This is a genomic window from Falsiroseomonas ponticola, assembly GCF_016805305.1.
Lineage (GTDB): Bacteria > Pseudomonadota > Alphaproteobacteria > Acetobacterales > Acetobacteraceae > Falsiroseomonas > Falsiroseomonas ponticola.
The window spans coordinates 18,270-33,947 of the sequence record NZ_JAERQN010000002.1; the positions used below are offsets into that span (position 1 = coordinate 18,270).

Annotated in this window: 12 protein-coding genes and 1 tRNA gene; 7 read left to right on the plus strand and 6 right to left on the minus strand. The window is 65.3% G+C overall.

The genetic code is table 11. The annotated features are described in order from the left end of the window. The first annotated feature begins 121 nt into the window (after positions 1–121). A complete protein-coding gene (locus JJI54_RS07670) occupies positions 122–1,132 on the plus strand; it encodes an AAA family ATPase (RefSeq protein WP_203072385.1) in 1,011 nt (336 codons plus the stop codon). Positions 1,133–1,183: 51 nt separating this feature from the next. Then, a complete protein-coding gene (locus JJI54_RS07675) occupies positions 1,184–3,727 on the plus strand; it encodes a S8 family peptidase (RefSeq protein WP_203072386.1) in 2,544 nt (847 codons plus the stop codon). 124 nt (positions 3,728–3,851) lie between these two features. On the opposite strand, the gene JJI54_RS07680 is transcribed toward JJI54_RS07675, so the two are convergent. The 3 genes from JJI54_RS07680 to JJI54_RS07690 all read right to left on the minus strand — a co-directional run bounded on the left by JJI54_RS07680 (position 3,852) and on the right by JJI54_RS07690 (position 8,582). Beyond that, positions 3,852–6,482 (minus strand): DEAD/DEAH box helicase, encoded by a 2,631-nt coding sequence (locus JJI54_RS07680; RefSeq protein ID WP_203072387.1) that lies wholly within the window; start codon positions 6,480–6,482, stop codon positions 3,852–3,854. 10 nt (positions 6,483–6,492) lie between these two features. After that, positions 6,493–8,061: a site-specific DNA-methyltransferase gene (locus JJI54_RS07685; protein WP_203072388.1), complete on the minus strand. Its 1,569-nt coding sequence runs from the start codon at positions 8,059–8,061 to the stop codon at positions 6,493–6,495. A gap of 446 nt (positions 8,062–8,507) precedes the next feature. Continuing rightward, a tRNA-Gly gene (locus JJI54_RS07690) sits at positions 8,508–8,582 on the minus strand. Positions 8,583–8,719: 137 nt separating this feature from the next. On the opposite strand from JJI54_RS07690, the gene JJI54_RS07695 reads away from it, so the two are divergent. From JJI54_RS07695 to JJI54_RS07715, 5 genes are all read left to right on the plus strand, one after another. Continuing rightward, on the plus strand, positions 8,720–9,226 hold the full coding sequence (locus JJI54_RS07695) for a prolyl-tRNA synthetase associated domain-containing protein (protein ID WP_226381556.1): 507 nt from the start codon (positions 8,720–8,722) through the stop codon (positions 9,224–9,226). 100 nt (positions 9,227–9,326) lie between these two features. Next, complete coding sequence (locus JJI54_RS07700) at positions 9,327–10,271, plus strand: thioredoxin family protein (RefSeq protein ID WP_203072390.1); 945 nt, start codon at positions 9,327–9,329, stop codon at positions 10,269–10,271. Positions 10,272–10,364: 93 nt separating this feature from the next. Further along, complete coding sequence (locus JJI54_RS07705; protein ID WP_203072391.1) at positions 10,365–11,027, plus strand: LON peptidase substrate-binding domain-containing protein; 663 nt, start codon at positions 10,365–10,367, stop codon at positions 11,025–11,027. Between the two features lie 28 nt (positions 11,028–11,055). Then, entirely contained in the window at positions 11,056–11,244 is a 189-nt protein-coding gene (locus JJI54_RS07710) for a Trm112 family protein (protein ID WP_203072392.1), read from the plus strand. Positions 11,245–11,257: 13 nt separating this feature from the next. After that, positions 11,258–11,653 carry a gamma-butyrobetaine hydroxylase-like domain-containing protein gene (locus tag JJI54_RS07715; RefSeq protein ID WP_203072393.1) on the plus strand — a complete coding sequence of 132 codons (396 nt, stop codon included), beginning with the start codon at positions 11,258–11,260 and terminating at the stop codon, positions 11,651–11,653. Here the strand turns inward: JJI54_RS07715 and JJI54_RS07720 are convergent. The 3 genes from JJI54_RS07720 to JJI54_RS07730 form a co-directional block, all read right to left on the minus strand. Continuing rightward, on the minus strand, positions 11,625–12,002 hold the full coding sequence (locus JJI54_RS07720; RefSeq protein WP_203072394.1) for a hypothetical protein: 378 nt from the start codon (positions 12,000–12,002) through the stop codon (positions 11,625–11,627). The two genes, JJI54_RS07715 and JJI54_RS07720, sit on opposite strands and share 29 nt — an antisense overlap. Before the next feature lie 299 nt (positions 12,003–12,301). After that, the gene (locus JJI54_RS07725; protein WP_203072395.1) at positions 12,302–15,262 is read right to left on the minus strand and encodes a class I SAM-dependent DNA methyltransferase; all 2,961 of its coding nucleotides are present in this window, start codon (positions 15,260–15,262) and stop codon (positions 12,302–12,304) included. Between the two features lie 112 nt (positions 15,263–15,374). Then, the gene (locus JJI54_RS07730; protein WP_203072396.1) at positions 15,375–15,677 is read right to left on the minus strand and encodes a hypothetical protein; all 303 of its coding nucleotides are present in this window, start codon (positions 15,675–15,677) and stop codon (positions 15,375–15,377) included. Position 15,678: the final 1 nt, after the last annotated feature.

Here is a 15,678-nt window from a genome sequence, read left to right on the forward strand (position 1 = left end):
GAGCCGCAGAATCTTGGCAAGATAGCGGACGGTCTGCTATTGATTTACTCACCTACGTGCAACGTCAAGTGCTAACAGATTCTCGGGCTGAATCCCGGGCATGCGAAGGAGGGAGGCGCGAATGTCGACGAAGCATCTGCTTGCTCTCCTCAATTCGCATATCGAGGGAGATGACGAGCAATTCCTTTCGATCGCGCTACAGGTCGCCGCGCAAGAGGCTCGGCAGGGGCGGCCGGAGGAGGCGGATAGGCTGAAGCGCCTGGTCCAGAAGGCTCGTGATCAGCAGCGCAGTGGTCGGTCGGCCAGCGGTCAGACGCCAATCCCCCTCGCTCGCCCACGCGGTGAACTCCAAGGCTTGGTCGAGACCGGCTACCCAAAGGTCTCTCTTGCCAGCATGGTCTTGTCAGACGGCGTCCGCGAGCGCCTGACCCGCGTGGTACGGCAGCAGCATGAGCGCGCGACCCTTCGGAACCACGGGCAGGTTCCAACCACGCATATCCTCCTTGTTGGTCCGCCTGGGACTGGCAAGACGATGACCGCGTCGGCGTTGGCCGGCGAACTGCACCTGCCACTATTCACCGTCCGGCTCGAGGCGTTGTTTAGCCGTTTCTTTGGTGAGACGGCGGGGAAGTTGCGCCTGCTATTCGATCAGATCGCGCAAACGCGGGGCGTTTACCTTCTCGATGAGTTCGATGCGATCGGTGCTCGCCGTGGGGATTCGAACGACGTAGGCGAAATCCGCCGTGTCCTCAATTCTGTGCTTGCTTTCATGGAAGAGCCCAACAGCACGGACAGCCTTGTGCTCGCGGCGACCAATCACGTCGAGATACTAGACGAGGCTCTCGCTCGGCGTTTCGACGAAGTTATCGAATATGGGCTGCCGGACCAGTCGGCCGCACGCGCCATCCTGGAACGGCGCCTAGGTAATTTTAGGCTGAGTGCCCGCTCTTGGCCGACGATACAGCCCGCCCTCGATGGATTAAGCCAGGCTGAACTCGTGCGTGCCGCCGATGCAGTCGTCAAAGATGCTATCCTCGAAGGCGCGACCAAAGTGTCGTCGGATGCGCTTGGGCGAGCGCTTCAGGACCGGCAATCCCTGAAGAGCAAGTTCCGCCGACAAGCTGGCCATTAGGTAGGGCGCTGGCCGGACGGATGGGACACAGAAGCTCGAGGTTAGGGTTGCATGGCGGAGCCTGAAGATTACGGCGCGAGAGATCGGCCGCACGTTTCAATCGACACGTTCCGCGAAGTAACGCAGTACAGTTTTCCTAAGCGTTCGCAGCAGCGCAAGCCCTTGCGCTCGGACTACGCAATGCATTCCAGGGCGCTTTTCGACCAGTTGTCTCGGGCGCTGGGGAGTCTGCCTGCACCGGCGGACGACCTACGACTGCAGGTCGCCGGGCTGAAGCCCGGCACCGTGGTCGAGTTGTCGACGCTCCCCCCTGCCGAGGCCTCGCGCTCGAAGGCGGCTAAGGTTCCGGCAACCCTGGAATTCCCCGCGCAAGACATCGTGGTGCTACGGACCGATCGGAAGGACGATAGGACAGAGAGCGCGCTGCTGTTCGTGCCCGACGAAGCCAGAGGCTACTTGCGGGACCGCATCGCCGAGTATGGGCGCGATCCTGGCAATGCTCCTCGGCCGGATGTCGACCGATTCGAGGTCGTCGAAACGATCACGGCCGCTCCAACCCGATCGCTTTTTGTTGGTGCGGTCGATTTCGGTGCGCAAGAGTTGGTCTGGTGGGAGATCTGGATCCTCGGCGGGCCGGGGCGGGCGGAGCGGGTGGCCGTTGTGGCGCGCGGAGCAAACCTCGACGTCCACGCCGACCGTCTACTATTTCCAGACATGACGGTCTTGTTCGTTCATGCTGCTGCGGGCGCGCTTGGGGCATTTGCCGAGCGCGTACCGGGTGCGATCAGCGAGGTCCGCCGGGCGACCGGCACCATCGAAGCTTTCCTCGATCGGGGCGGGAGCGGGCTCGGGCAACACGACTGGGTCGCCGAGCTTGCAGAGCGTGTCGTAGCAGCCCCAGACGCCGCGCCTGTGGTCTGCACACTTGATACCGGCGTCGCCGCCGATCACCCGCTTATCGTACCCGGCCTCAAGGGTGCTTGGTCCTATGACGCGGCCTGGGGAACGGATGACCACGCCCCGGATGGCGGGCACGGCACTGCCCTCGCAGGCATCGTTCTCTATGGCGATCTCGATCCGCACATGAATGGGACGACTACCGTGCCGCTTACCCACGGCGTCGAGTCGATGAAGCTGCTGCCGCCGCGAGGTTTCCCGGCTACAAAGCCGCCTAGCTACGGGGTGGTGACTCAGGGCGCAGTGGCCCAGGTTGAAATCGAGCGACCTGGTGTCAAGCGAGCGTTCTGTCTTGCGACATCAACGACCGATTTTCCGCCGAGCCGGCCCTCCAGTTGGAGCGGGGCGCTAGACCAAGTCGCGGCCGGCTCAATGCCGGGCGACGCGGCAGATGGGGTGCCCGCATCCGACGCGCCCAAGCGCCTTGTTCTGGTCGCCACCGGCAATGTGTCCGGCGGCCCGAAGGTCGATGTCGTTCAGTCGCAGCCGCTCGAAGACCCGTCGCAGAGTTGGAATGCGCTGACGATTGGCGGCTTCACGCGCAAGGAGCCTGTGCCGACGCCACCACCAGCGTTGGAGCCCGTCGTACCAGCGAACCACCGCAGTCCCTTCAGCCGAGGCTCGCAATCACTCCCCGACGACCTGACGCCGATCAAGCCGGAGGTGCTGTTTGAGGCCGGCAATATGATGTCGGACGAAACTGGCTTCTGCGGTTGGCATCAGGCCGCGTCGCTGCTTGCGCCGGGCTCTGCTGTCGCAGTTGAGCCGCTGGTCCCGTTCTGGGCGACCAGCGCCGCGGCCGGTCTGGCTGGCAACTTCGTCGGTCAGCTCCAAGCGGCTCTGCCTGAGTTGTGGCCGGAGACCCATCGTGCACTGACAGTGGATTCAGCCGCTTGGCCGCAGCCCATCCGCAAGCAGCTGATTGGCCGGGGGGCGCATTGGAAGACGGGCTCGAAGGCTAAAAAGCAACAGATCCTGCGTGAGGTGGGCTACGGCGTTCCTGACGTAGGGAGAGCAATCCTGTCGGTGCGCAATGAGGCAACCATGGTGGCGCAGGCAGAGATCCAACCTTTTGCAGTCGGCGCCGACGGCCGGACAGGCGTCTATAACGAGATGCACTTTTACGACCTGCCTTGGCCGAAAGCCGCCTTGGAGCGGCTCGAGAACGAAATTGTCATGATGAAAGTGACGCTGTCGTATTTCATCGAGCCGAACCTGACAGGCAGGGCGGCTACACGCCCAGATACGTACCGCTCCTTCGGCCTTCGCTTCGCGATGAAAAAGCGCGGAGAAACAGCGGTGGCGTTTCGCGCCCGCGTTAATGCCGCGCAGGAGAGCGACGGGTCGGCAGCTGAAACCGAAACAGATTACTGGCTGCTGGGACCCAAGGCGGTGCAGGCTGGATCGCTCCACTGCGACCTATGGCGGGGCTACGCCATTGATCTTGCCGGGCACGACTCGATCGCAATTTACCCTGTGGGCGGTTGGTGGAAGTCACACATCGGTCAACGACGTATGGAAGACAGGGGCCGTTATGCACTCGTGATTTCAATTTCGGCGGCGGGACAGGCGGTAGACCTGCACGCCGAGGTGGCGAACTTGGTGCAAGTGAAGGAGGTCGAGGCGCTGATCGGCTAACCACGGCAGATTGGCCTGGCCAGACCGAAGTTCCAGCTTCGTCTGGTCGTAGTGCACGCCACGCGAGCTGGATTGCTGCCTCTCGTAGGAGGTCGGCCGGCAATGCCGAAACTGACCGGTGCGATCAGGTCCTAATCTTATCTGACAGCTGCGTGCGCACGTCTCTCGCGGCCGCCGATTTCTCGACGACAATGAACAGGGCCCGACCCTGGCTCTGGCGTTCCCACAATTCGCCAATGAGGCGCTTCTCATTCGTGTCTGCCCCATCCGCCAGATGCGCGCCTTTGTACTCAACCACCAGCGTGCGCCCGTCATCCAACATGGCGACGAAGTCAGGGTAGAACTTGTCGCGGGCTGTCGGCAGCCAGAACGAGTTGGGATGGCGCGCGACATTTCTGATCCAGAATTTGACAGTCGGCAGACTGTCGATGGCCTGCGCGCATTGAAACTCCTCGCCATCCTCCGTACCGTCGAAGGCGGGTAGGTTGTCAGCGCCCAGGAAATGCTTCCGCGGCCGCCAGCGGCCCCGATAGCGGCGTTGGTCCCAATACATGCCTTCCTTGAACGTGAAGGCGTCATCGAAGGAGACACCTACCTTGGCCTCGGGCGCGAAGAGATAGCGCTGATAGACGCCGTCGCGCTCCTGCTGGCGAATGGCAGCCAGCTTTTCGCGGACCTTGCGGGCGAGAATGAATTTGCAGCGCATCAGCGCGGCGATATGCATCCCACGCGCAGTGATCAGATGACCGACGAGGTCACGCAGCCAGCGCAGGAGCTCGCCTTGGTGGATATCCGGCTGCCGCGCCTGCCGGTCGAGCCAGAGCACGAGCGCCTCGGGGGTCCAGCCTGCCACGTCGATGTCGAGCGCGAGCTGCTCCAGCTCATCGGAAAACTGGTAGGTGATGCGATTGCCGTCCAGGTCGATTTCGAAGCTGCGAGCGGTCTCACGGATGGCGAACTCACCCTCCGCCATCCGCGGCGAATGATCGAGAAGCGACCAGTCACGGAACTCCATGAAGACGTCGGTGTCCGCGAATTCCAGCTTGCCCTGGATTTCCGACACCAGGCGCGGAACTGCGAACGGCTCCTGCATCTCGGCGGGTGACAGCAGTGCCTGTGCATCGGCACGGAATGCGGCGACGGCGTCAGCAAATCCCTGGCGGGCCGTCTCAGGAAGCGTCTCCGCAATCGCTTTCTCGCGCGCAGCATCCAGAGGGCCGGCGACGGCTATCTCGACCTGGCCGCCTTCCTTCTCGTGGATCGTGACGCCTTCGTGCTGCGTCAACGCGGCGATGACCTCGGGCGTCGCGCTCAGATTGTGCCGCAGGGTAGGTCGTGGCCGCTCCCGTGGTCCGAACAGGGTGGCCGGGTCGCCAAGGTCTGGCTGAACCGGAGTGATGTTGTCCTTTGCCTCATCCTCTTCGAAGCCCATAGCGACAAGCTTGTCAGCGAGGGCTTTCGCCGCCTCGCCAAAGGAGGGCTCGGAGAGGAAGGCATAGGCCCTGTTCAGCGCATCCGCGCGGCGGCGCTTCGCATAGGGCATGCGCAGCACCCGGCCCAGCAACTGCTCCACATCCACGGCGCTCTGGATGCGCGACACTGAGCAGAAGACGTAGGCGAAGGAGCAATCCCAGCCTTCCTTTAGCGCCTCGACGGTGATGACGTACTCAATGGGGCAATTGCGGTCGAAGAGGTCGAGGCCGTCCAGCTCCCGCTGATCGCCGGTCGCCACGGCGATCTTCGATTCCGGAATCTGCTCCACCTCCATCAGGTGCTTCTTCAGCGCCGCAACGGTGACCTCCTGGTTTCTCGGCTGGGCCTGAAACAGGATGATGGGGCGAATGTAGTCAGCATCAGTCTCGGCCGCGGCGGCGAGCGACGCACGCGCCGCGATGGCGCCGTTCACCGCATTCTGCCAGGTATCATGCTCCTTGAGCATGATCGGCAGCTTGATCATCTCCTCCAGTTTCAATTCCTGCGCCGTGACACTGTGCAGGATGTTGGAGTTAAGACGCGGCGTCGCTGTGAATTCGATGATGGCCGAGGGGTTCACACGGGCCTGCATGTCCCGCGTGAGCCCGGTGACGGCGTTGTGGGCCTCGTCCACGATCATCAGCGGCCGATGGATGTGCATGAGATTGGCAAAGGAGAATTTGACCCCGCCATTCTCCAGCGTCTCCAGCCCCGGCAGCGATTTCGGCAGCGCGGTGAAGTGCGGCTCCATGTTTTCGTTGTGGGCATAGACCTTCCGGCCCTCGGTGTTCTGCACGCGGAGCGTCTGGATGGTGCCCACGACGATGCAGCAGTGGTCGCGGATATCGTGCGGTCGGATGTTCGTGAAATCGCCGATATCGAAGACCCGCACGCGGCCGACAAAGGCTTCGTCCATCGCCTGGCGGTAGGGGTGCCGCGGGTTTTTGAGGGCTTCGGCGGTTTGCAGGCGGATGGTGTTGGATGGCACCAGCCAAAGCACCATCGGGTACTCTTTTTCCACCCAGGCATCGCGCGCGGTGCTGATGGCGTGGGCGCCCAGGATCGTCTTGCCGCCGCCCGTGGGCAGCCGTAGGCAGACATAGGGTACGTTCGGCAGGGCCTCGAGTGCCGTATAGGTCCCCCTATAGCGGCCCAGCCGCTTCGCCTGGTCCGGCTCCTTGGTGATCGCCTCGTAGGCCTGCTTCGGTCCTGCGACGCGGGCTTCCTCGAAAAAGCGGCGGAGAATCGAGAGAGTATCGGTCTGGTATTGCTTCAGCTTCATGAGATGCCCCTCAGGCCCGCGCTTTGATGTCGTAGGGCGTCTGCTTGAAGGTGATGTGCTCACGGTCGAGGGTCGCGGGTGTCAGCCGGGATTGCTCGCCGTAGATAGTGATCGGATAGGCCGGATTTTCTGCGACAAAAGCGGGGTGGGCCTGGGCGATCGCTTCACGGATGAGCGCGAGGGTGGCACGGGTCAGAACATTGCCCGCACCCGGCCGCTTGTCGCCGAGGATGCCGTTGTAGAGCAGCGCGAAAGCTTGGTCCCCGTGCAGACCGAGGAAGGGCGTGCTGGCATTGCCATCCCAGGGGCGACTAGTCTCACTGAACCAGACATGGGCGGCCAGCACCGGGAAGCGGATATCTTGTCGAATATGACCTTCCGCATCGAAGACGGGCGGGCCGAGGCGGTAGAAGCGAAAGCCGCCGCCACCCTGCCAACCGACGGATTTTGAGACGCCGCCTTGCTCACCGTTGATGACCTTTTGCATGCGAGGTGCGCAATGGGTGACGGCGTGATCGCCCATCTCAATCCCTATCCAGCGACGGCCCATCTTGTGCGCAACCGCCGCCGTTGTGCCGGAGCCGAGAAAAGAATCGAGGACGAGGTCGCCGGGATTGGTGGCGATTTGAATGATGCGGTGGATAAGACGCTCAGGCTTTGGCGTGCCGAAGCTGACGTCAGATCCGAATAACTCGTTCGCCTCCTTCTTTGACTCGTCCGTATGTCCGGCGTCCGAATGAGGCCACCAAGTCCATGGGACCAAACCTTCAACCTCAGAGAGGTATCGGATGACGCTGGGCTGGGAGTCGCCCTTTTTGCCCCAGTATATACGTCCTTCCTTCTTCAATTTCAGAAATTCAGATTCGATCATTGACCAACAACGGCCCTTCGGTGGCGTATGAATACGCCCCGATGGCGACAAAATTTCATACATCTGATTTGGTCGATAGCCCTGTGCGGTCATTGGCAAGCCACGCCACCGCTTGCTCGGATCTGTTTCTTTCGGATTTTCTGGATTTTTGTAAATTTTTGCCTGTTCGTCGGTGAGGGCAACCTTATTCCGATATACCTTGAATAATTCTGGATTTGAGGCGTATACGGTTACATACTCATGGGCGTCACCGATCGATCCACGATTTTCGCGAGAGTATCGCTTTTGCCAAACATTATTTGCGACAAACCGCGACCTTCCAAACACTTCATCCATGATGACCTTCAGGTACTGTCCTTCGTTGTCATCGATTGACACCCAGATTGAGCCGTCCTCGGCCAGCAAATCACGCAGAATTTCTAGTCGGGGCCATATCAGTGCAAGCCACTGTGTGTGCTCAAGATTGTCGTCGTATTGCTCGAACGCAGATCGGGTGTTGTAGGGCGGATCAATATAGATGCACTTCACACGCCCCGCGTAGAAGGGCAGCAGCGCCTTCAGCGCATCCAGATTGTCGCCCTGGATCAGCATATTGCCGCTATCCCGGTCACCCGCCGACAGGTCAGGCACTTCCTCCAGCAGGCGATACGGCACGCGCTGCGCGGCGCGTATGTCTTCGTCTCGGGTCAACCAGTTCAGAATCGGCATTCGCCACCATTACGCGTTCCAAACCCTGTCTTCGCGCAGGAAACCGCCTGTTGCCAGACGCCAACTCCGTATTTCGAACCGCCGCAGCGCCCCGAGGGCGGGGTGCGGCCTTGTTCTTGGAATGGCCGCCATGGTTCCCCGGCCCGCGTCTCGTCGCAATACCGTGGGTGGAGAGCGCTGTTTTGCGGTCCCAGAATCGACCGGTAGCCGGTCGCGATGCGTAACCGGCGGGCGTGCCTCGGCGAAGGTTTGAAACGATTTCAGTGACTTGAGGCTTGTAGACTGAATCGCCCAAGTCCCGAGCTTCGGAGAGAGAATGGCCTCTGGAGAGACGGAAACGCCGGTCGTTGCGTTCTCCAAGCCTCAAGCCGTCGCGGCAAAACCCCAGGAAACCTGCGGTTCACTACGCCGTCGGCGCGTGAGATGTGTGAGGTTGGGAGACCGACTGGAGCGGGCGAAGGGATTCGAACCCTCGACCCCAACCTTGGCAAGGTTGTGCTCTACCCCTGAGCTACGCCCGCGCTCCGTTCGGCGTGGGGCGGTGATTACCATGCCGGCGGGGGATTGCAAGCGCCGCCTCCCCACCATGGACAACAAGTCGCGCAGGGGCAGGATGCGCCTGCCGCATGGCACCGCACCAGCCAGGATCCGCCCGCCCATGGAAACACCCGAAGGCCTGCTCGCGCGCCTCGACGCGCTGGGGATCGAGGCGCGGACCGTCCGCCACCCGCCCGTCTTCACGGTGGCGGAAAGCCAGGCGCTGCGGCCGGACCTGCCGGGCGGGCACTCCAAGAACCTGTTCCTGCGGCCCGCCCGGGGGGAGGGGCCCTTCCTGCTGCTGGTGCTGGAGGAGGAGCGCCGCGCCTCGGTCAACGCGCTGGTCCGCGCCGCGGGCGCGCCGCGCAGCGCCTTCGCGGAAGCCGAACACCTGCGGGCGCAGCTGGGGGTGGAGCCGGGCTCCGTCACGCCCTTCGGCCTGGTCAATGCGCGGCCGGGCGCGGTGCGGGTGGTGTTCGACCAGGGCTTGATGGAGGGGTTCGAGTGGGTGAACTTCCACCCCCTCACCAACACCATGACCACGGCCATCCGGCCGGCGGACATGCTGCGCTTCCTGCGGGGCCTCGGCCATGAACCGGCCCTGCTGGCGGTGCCGGAGGCCGGCTGAACGCCACCCCCCGCTTGCTTCGCGCCCCGCGGGGCGCATCTATGGGCCAACACCCCCGCGCCGCACATCCTGATGCGGCTGGACCGAGGAAAAGCTTGCCATGGACGTGATCTTCGACCCGACCCGCCAGACGGCGCCCGGAGGAGCTGCCGGGGCCGACGTGATCAAGGACGGCGACCAGCGCACCTTCATGGCCGATGTGGTCGAGGCCAGCCGCGAGACGCCGGTGCTGGTGGACTTCTGGGCCACCTGGTGCGGCCCCTGCAAGACGCTGACGCCGACGCTGGAGAAGGTGGTCCGCGCCGCGCAGGGCCGGGTCAAGCTGGTCAAGATCGACATCGACAAGAACCGCCAGCTGGTCCAGCAGCTGGCGCAGATGGGGCTGCCGCTGCAATCGGTGCCGACGGTGGTCGGCTTCGTGCAGGGCCAGATCGCCGACCTCTTCCAGGGCGCGCTGCCGGAAGGGGAGGTGAAGAAGTTCATCGACAACCTCCTCAAGATGGGCGGCAGCCAGAGCCCGGCGGCCGACCTGCTGGCGGAGGCCAAGGCGGCGGTCGAGAGTGGTGACCATGCCGCGGCGGTGGAGCTCTTCGCGGCCCTGGCCGAGCAGGAGCCCGAGAATGCCGAGGCGCTGGCCGGCATGGCCCGCTGCCTGGTGGCGCTGGGGGAGGAGGAGCAGGCGCAGGAGGTGATCGACCAGGTCCCGGCCAAGATCCGCGACCATGCCGAGATCGCCTCCATCCGCTCCGCCCTCGAGCTGGCGGCGGAAGGCCGCCGCGCGCGGGAGAAGCTCGGCGAGTTCGAGCGGCGCCTGGCGGCGGACCCGGACGACCACGCGGCGCGGATCGACCTGGCGGTCGCGCTGAACGCGATGGACAAGCGGGCCGAGGCGGTGGACGCGCTGATCGAGGCGATCAAGCGCGACAAGGCGTGGAACGAGGAGGCGGCGCGCAAGCAGCTGCTGAAGTTCTTCGAGGCGTGGGGCTTCACGGACCCCGCGACCCTTGCGGGACGGCGGAAGCTCTCCACCCTACTGTTCCGCTGACCATCGCGGCCCCCCTGTCCCGGGGGCCATGGGTGACAGGCGGCGCCACAATGACCGCCGGGCGACTGAGGCCCGGCGGCGGAAACGGAACCGATGCCCCCCTTCCATCCCGCCTTCGACGAGTTGCCCGGGGAGATCCCGATCTTCCCCCTTTCCGGCGCGCTGCTGCTGCCGGAAGGGCGGCTGCCGCTCAACATCTTCGAGCCGCGCTACCTGGCCATGGTGGAGGACAGCCTGGCCGCGGGGCGGATGTTCGGCATGGTGATGCCGGACCCCGGCCTGCCGCGGACGGAGATCGGCAGCCAGATCTACCGGGTCGGCTGCCTCGGCCGGCTGTCCTCCTTCGCCGAGACGGATGACGGGCGCTACCTGATCACGCTGACGGGCGTGATCCGCTACCGGGTGGTGGAGGAGGTGGCGCTGCGCCGCGGCTACCGGCGCGCGCGCGTCGAATACGGCGACTACGCGCCGGACCTGATGGTGGGGCAGAAGCCGCGGATCGACCGGGAGGCGCTGGTCGGCGCGCTGCGGCCCTACTTCAAGGCGCGGGGGATCGAGGCGAACTGGGACGCGGTGGAGAACACCAGCGACGCCATGCTGGTGACGACGCTCTGCATGGTCTGCCCCTTCGATGCGCGGGAGAAGCAGGCCCTGCTGGAAGCCCGCGGGCCGGAGGAGCGCGCCAGCATGCTGGTGGCGCTGATGCAGATGGACGCGCATGGCCATGGCATGGCGCCGGAGGGGCGGCCAAGCTAAACCGGCGGTCCTCTGACGGAGCCTGACGATGAGCGAGACGAGCGCCGGCGCGGTGGACCCGCGGCTGCTGGAGATCCTGGTCTGCCCGGTCACCAAGGGACCGCTGCGCTATGACCGGGAGGCGGGGGAGCTGGTGAGCGAGAAGGCGGGCCTCGCCTATCCCGTGCGGGACGGCATCCCCATCATGCTGCCGGACGAGGCGCGGAAGATCGGCTGAAAGGCCGGGTGCCGTGGCGAAGCTCACGGAGATACGGCTGAACCGGGCGGAGAAGCGGCTGGAGCTGGCCTGGGATGACGGGACCCGGGCGGCGCTGGAGGCGGAGTATCTGCGCGTCGAAAGCCCCTCGGCCGAGGTGCAGGGGCATGGGCCGGGGCAGCGGGTGATCGTGCCCGGGCGCCGGCATGTCGGCATCATGCGGGTGGAGCCGGTCGGCCATTACGGCGTGCGGCTGGTCTTCGACGACCTGCACGACACCGGCATCTACAGCTGGGACTACCTGCGCGCCCTGGTGGAGGAGCGCGAGGCCCGCTGGGCGGCCTATGAGCAGGCGCTGGCGGCCAAGGGCCTGTCGCGCGACCCGCCGGCGCGGCGCGGCCCTACTGCTTCCGCAGCGGGCCCGGGGTGACGGTGGCGCCGGCGCGGCCGCCGTTGCGGAAGGCGTCCCGCAGCTGGGTGACGACGGGGTCCACATCCTCGAACCGCGAGGCGGTGCCGGTGACGGTCACGACGTTGCGTTCCGGGATGCAGTAGAAGACGTAGAGCTGGTCCTGGGCCCGGTTCTCCGCCCAGACGGCGCGGCTGGTGGGGTCCATGAGCTGCAGGCCGACCTGGCGGACGGCCTGGGTCGCGCGGTTCATGCAGGCCTGGAGCGAGGCGCCGCTGTCCAGCCATTCATGGCCGACCGAGAGGCCGGCGGCGCCGGCCTGGGGGGCGGCGGCGAGGAGCATCAGGGCGATGAGGGGCGCGCGGCGCATGGGCGATTCCTCCGGTCGGGAGGGCCATGATGCCAGGACGGGGCGCGGGGCCAAGGCCGGCGCGGTTTCGCGCGTATCACGCGCCCGCCGGGTACTGAGGATTGAGGAATACAGCGGCTTAAGCCGATTTAGCCGATTTAGTGCTTTTAGCACCGATTCCGCGGTGCCCTTTGGGACAAATTCCCCCTGCACGGGCGGCAAGGGAGGTCGGGCGGATGGACAGGTTCAAGGAGCCGCCAGCGCCTGTGGGGCGGGCGTGTCCGGAACATATCAGGAACGCGTCCCGAAGGCGAGGGGATTCAGCGGGGTGCGCGGGCCTGGTTGAGGGCGAGGAGGCGGGCGAGGGCGTCTTCCTCCGTGATGTCGGCCGGCCAGCCATAGGCCTGGGCGACGGCGGCATCGAGGCGGGCATGGAGGGTATCGAGCCAGGCGCCCTCCGGCGTGCCGCGCGTGTTGTAGAGGTTCGTGAGGGTGCGGGCGCGGAGGTCCCGTTCATGGCCGGGGCGGGGGATCAGGCGGTCGGGGTAGCCGGGCACCACTTCCGGCACGCGCTCCACCCATTCCGGCGGGTTGAGCCAGGCGTCGCGCGCCTCCACCAGGGCCTTCGCGGCCTCGGCGATGGCGATGGCGCGGGGGTCGGCGGCGTAGCCGGCGGCGGGGAGGTCGGGGGTCAGGCCCTCGGGGAAGGGGAAGGTTTCGAAGGTGGTGGTGGGGGTGTAGCGGGGGTCATTGCCCACGCCGAGCCAGGTGCCGAGGCGGAGCGACCAGGATTCATGAAAGCGGCTGTGGAGGATGCCGAAGGTGGTGTCGTCGTCGCGCGCGATAACATTCAGAAGATTTGCTGGAATAGCGGGCTTGTGAACCCAAGTAAAAATCCTGTAGCGAGAGACCATCGGTGTTACCATGAAGCGATCCATAGTTTCGATGGCACGCCGGAGGTTGACGCGCGGTTCTGCGTAGCGCCACCAGTAATTTTTGTAGGATTGCCGCGCATTATCTTGGCGAAGTGCAAACACAGTCCGCTTCACATGTGAAAACGGCAATATATATTGCTGGGCGTCAGATTCGGTTTTTTCGTATCCGAAATCAATAGTCCAAACATCGCGGTTTCTGCGAGTGACGTCCAAGGCGTTGAGGTATGGCTTGACGACCTCTGAGTTTAGTCGCCCGCCAGGGTTTCGAGGTTGCTCGAGCATCGAGCGTGCGAGCAGCCCAGGAATGTCGAAGCTGCCAGCCGGCGTAACGCCCATGAATGCAACGCCGGTATTTGCCGTAAGCCCGACTGCGCGCGTCAAATCAAGCCCAACACTTGCCGTCAGGTCCGAGAAAATCTCAGCGACAGCCTTCCCATCCAAATGCGCGGGCGCGTTCGTTGAGCCGGTGAAGCAAACGAGAGAAACGCGAACCGCAGCGCCTTCAACCGACCACGACTCATCTGAGTGTGCGTCGGTGATAGCCCCCGTTTCGCGAATCCGATCCATCACGCGTCGGTTGGCACCGCCCCGGATGCTGTTGGTCGTGACTAGCCCGGCGCAACTGGCCCAGCCCTTCTCGATGGATTCACGGGATTTCTCGAACCAGTAGCAGACAAGGTCCGCCTCGGGCGGCACCCGCCCGCGATAGGCGGCAAACAGGGCGTCCACATTGGCATCGCCCAATTCCGTCCGCAGACGCTTGCCACCCAGAAACGGTGGATTCCCCACGATGGCGTCCGCCTTCGGCCATTCCGCGGGTTTCCCCTCCTCATCCAGCAGGGCGTCGCGGTGCTCGATCGTCTCCAGCGGCTTGAGGATGGGATTATCGGAAACCTGGTAGCCGTGGCGCTGGGTCCATTGGATGGCGCCGATCCAGACGGAGACGCGGGCCAGTTCGGCGGCGAAGGCGTTGAGTTCGATGCCGCGCACCACCTCCGGCCCGATGCGGGCGGGCTGGGGCGGCAGGCCCAGCGCCTCGGCCTCCACGAGGGCCTGGCGTTCCAGGTCCTTCAGCGCCATCAGCGAAACATACAAAAAGTTGCCGCTGCCGCAGGCGGGGTCCAGCACCCGGAAGGCGCGGAGCCGGGCGAGGTGGGCTTCCAGCGCCTGCGCGGCCTCCGTCCGCTTGGCCGTCGCCTGCGCCTTGCGGGCGCCGGCCGCCTTGGTCAGCGCGGCGCGCTGCTTCGCCGGCAGCACGCCCCGGGATTCCTGCCGGGCGGCCAGCGCGGCGGCGGCGGCGCCGGCATCCACGGCTTCCAGCGCGGCCGCTTCCTCCATCAAGCCCGCGATGCGCATCCGGGCGGCCTGCCATTCGGCGCGGAGCGGACGCTGGATGCAGGGTTCGATGATGAGGGCGATCTTGGCGGCGTCGGTGTAGTGGGCGCCGATCTGCTTCTCCTTCTCCGGGTCCAGGCCGCGTTCGAAGAGGGTGCCGAAGATCGAGGGCTCGATATCCGCCCAGTCGCGCTCCGCGGCGGCCTGGAGCGTGCGGATATCCTGGGCGGTGAGCGGCAGGGCGGCGTCGCTGTCGAAGAGGCCGCCATTGAACCATTCGATGGCGTCCATGCCGACCTCGCCGCCCGTGCGCATGGCGGCGAAGAGCTGGCCGGCCAGTTTCGGGAAGCGGTCGGGGGAACGGTGGGAGGTGGCGAGCATCTTCCCGATCAGCCCGGCGGGCAGCAGCCCGGCCTTGTCGGCGAAGAGGCAGAAGACGATGCGGTTGATGAAGTGGGCGACCGCGAAGGGGTCGTGGCCGCGGGCGCGCAGCCGGCGGGCGAGGTCCACGAAATCGGCCGCGGCCTCGGCCGTCAGGGCTTCGCGGGTCTGGCCGGGGCGCAGGCGCTCGGGGTCGGAGAGCAGCCATTTCAGCTTCCGCAGTTCCCGCGGGTCCCGCATCGCGTCGAGCGGGATCTCGTGGATCTCGCTGCGGTAGTTGGTCCAGGCGGTGCGGATGGCGATCTTGTCGAAGTTGCAGGCGGCGAGCAGCGGCGGGTTGTCGAGGCTCAGCGTGTAGCGCTGCAGCTGGTCGAAGGCCGGGCGGAGGTCGGCGCCGCGGCCCTTGTATTCCATGGCGAAGTGGCCGCGTTTCCAGACATCGGCGAAGCCCCGCGTGCCGGCGGTCTTCAGGGCGCCCTTCTCGAAGGCGTAGTGGCGGCCCTCGGGGTCGGCCTCGTTGGGGGTGGGCTCATTCAGCAGGCGGCAGAGGTCGTTGAAGTGTTCGACATAGGCCGCGCGTTCGTTGCGCGTATTGGCCTGCCATTTGGCGATGAATTGTTCGAGTGTCATGCGCCGGAGGGTGCCCGCGCGGGTGGGTGCCGTCCATCCATTCGAGACGGTCCAGGGGCGGTTCGCCCCTGGCGGGTGGGGTGCGGGGAGGGCAGCGCCCTCCCTGCTTCTGTCATCCCCGGTTCAGGAATGGCCGTGCCGCCGCGATCGCCGCCTCGCATCCCGGTGCGGCGTCCCGCAGCACGGCATCAGGCGCCACCGTGCCGATGCTGGCGCCGATGGCGGTGGAGACGGCCCACCAGGGGTCTTCCATGGCGCGGTCCACCAGGCGGGGCGCGGCGTCGGTGGCGCAGCGCGTCACCTGTTCCACCACGGCGGCCGGGGCGCGGCCGGCATCGAGGGCGCTGGCCAGGCCGGATTGCAGGGGGCCGAGCAGGAAGGTGGCGACGAACCAGGCGAAAAGGGCTTCGATCATG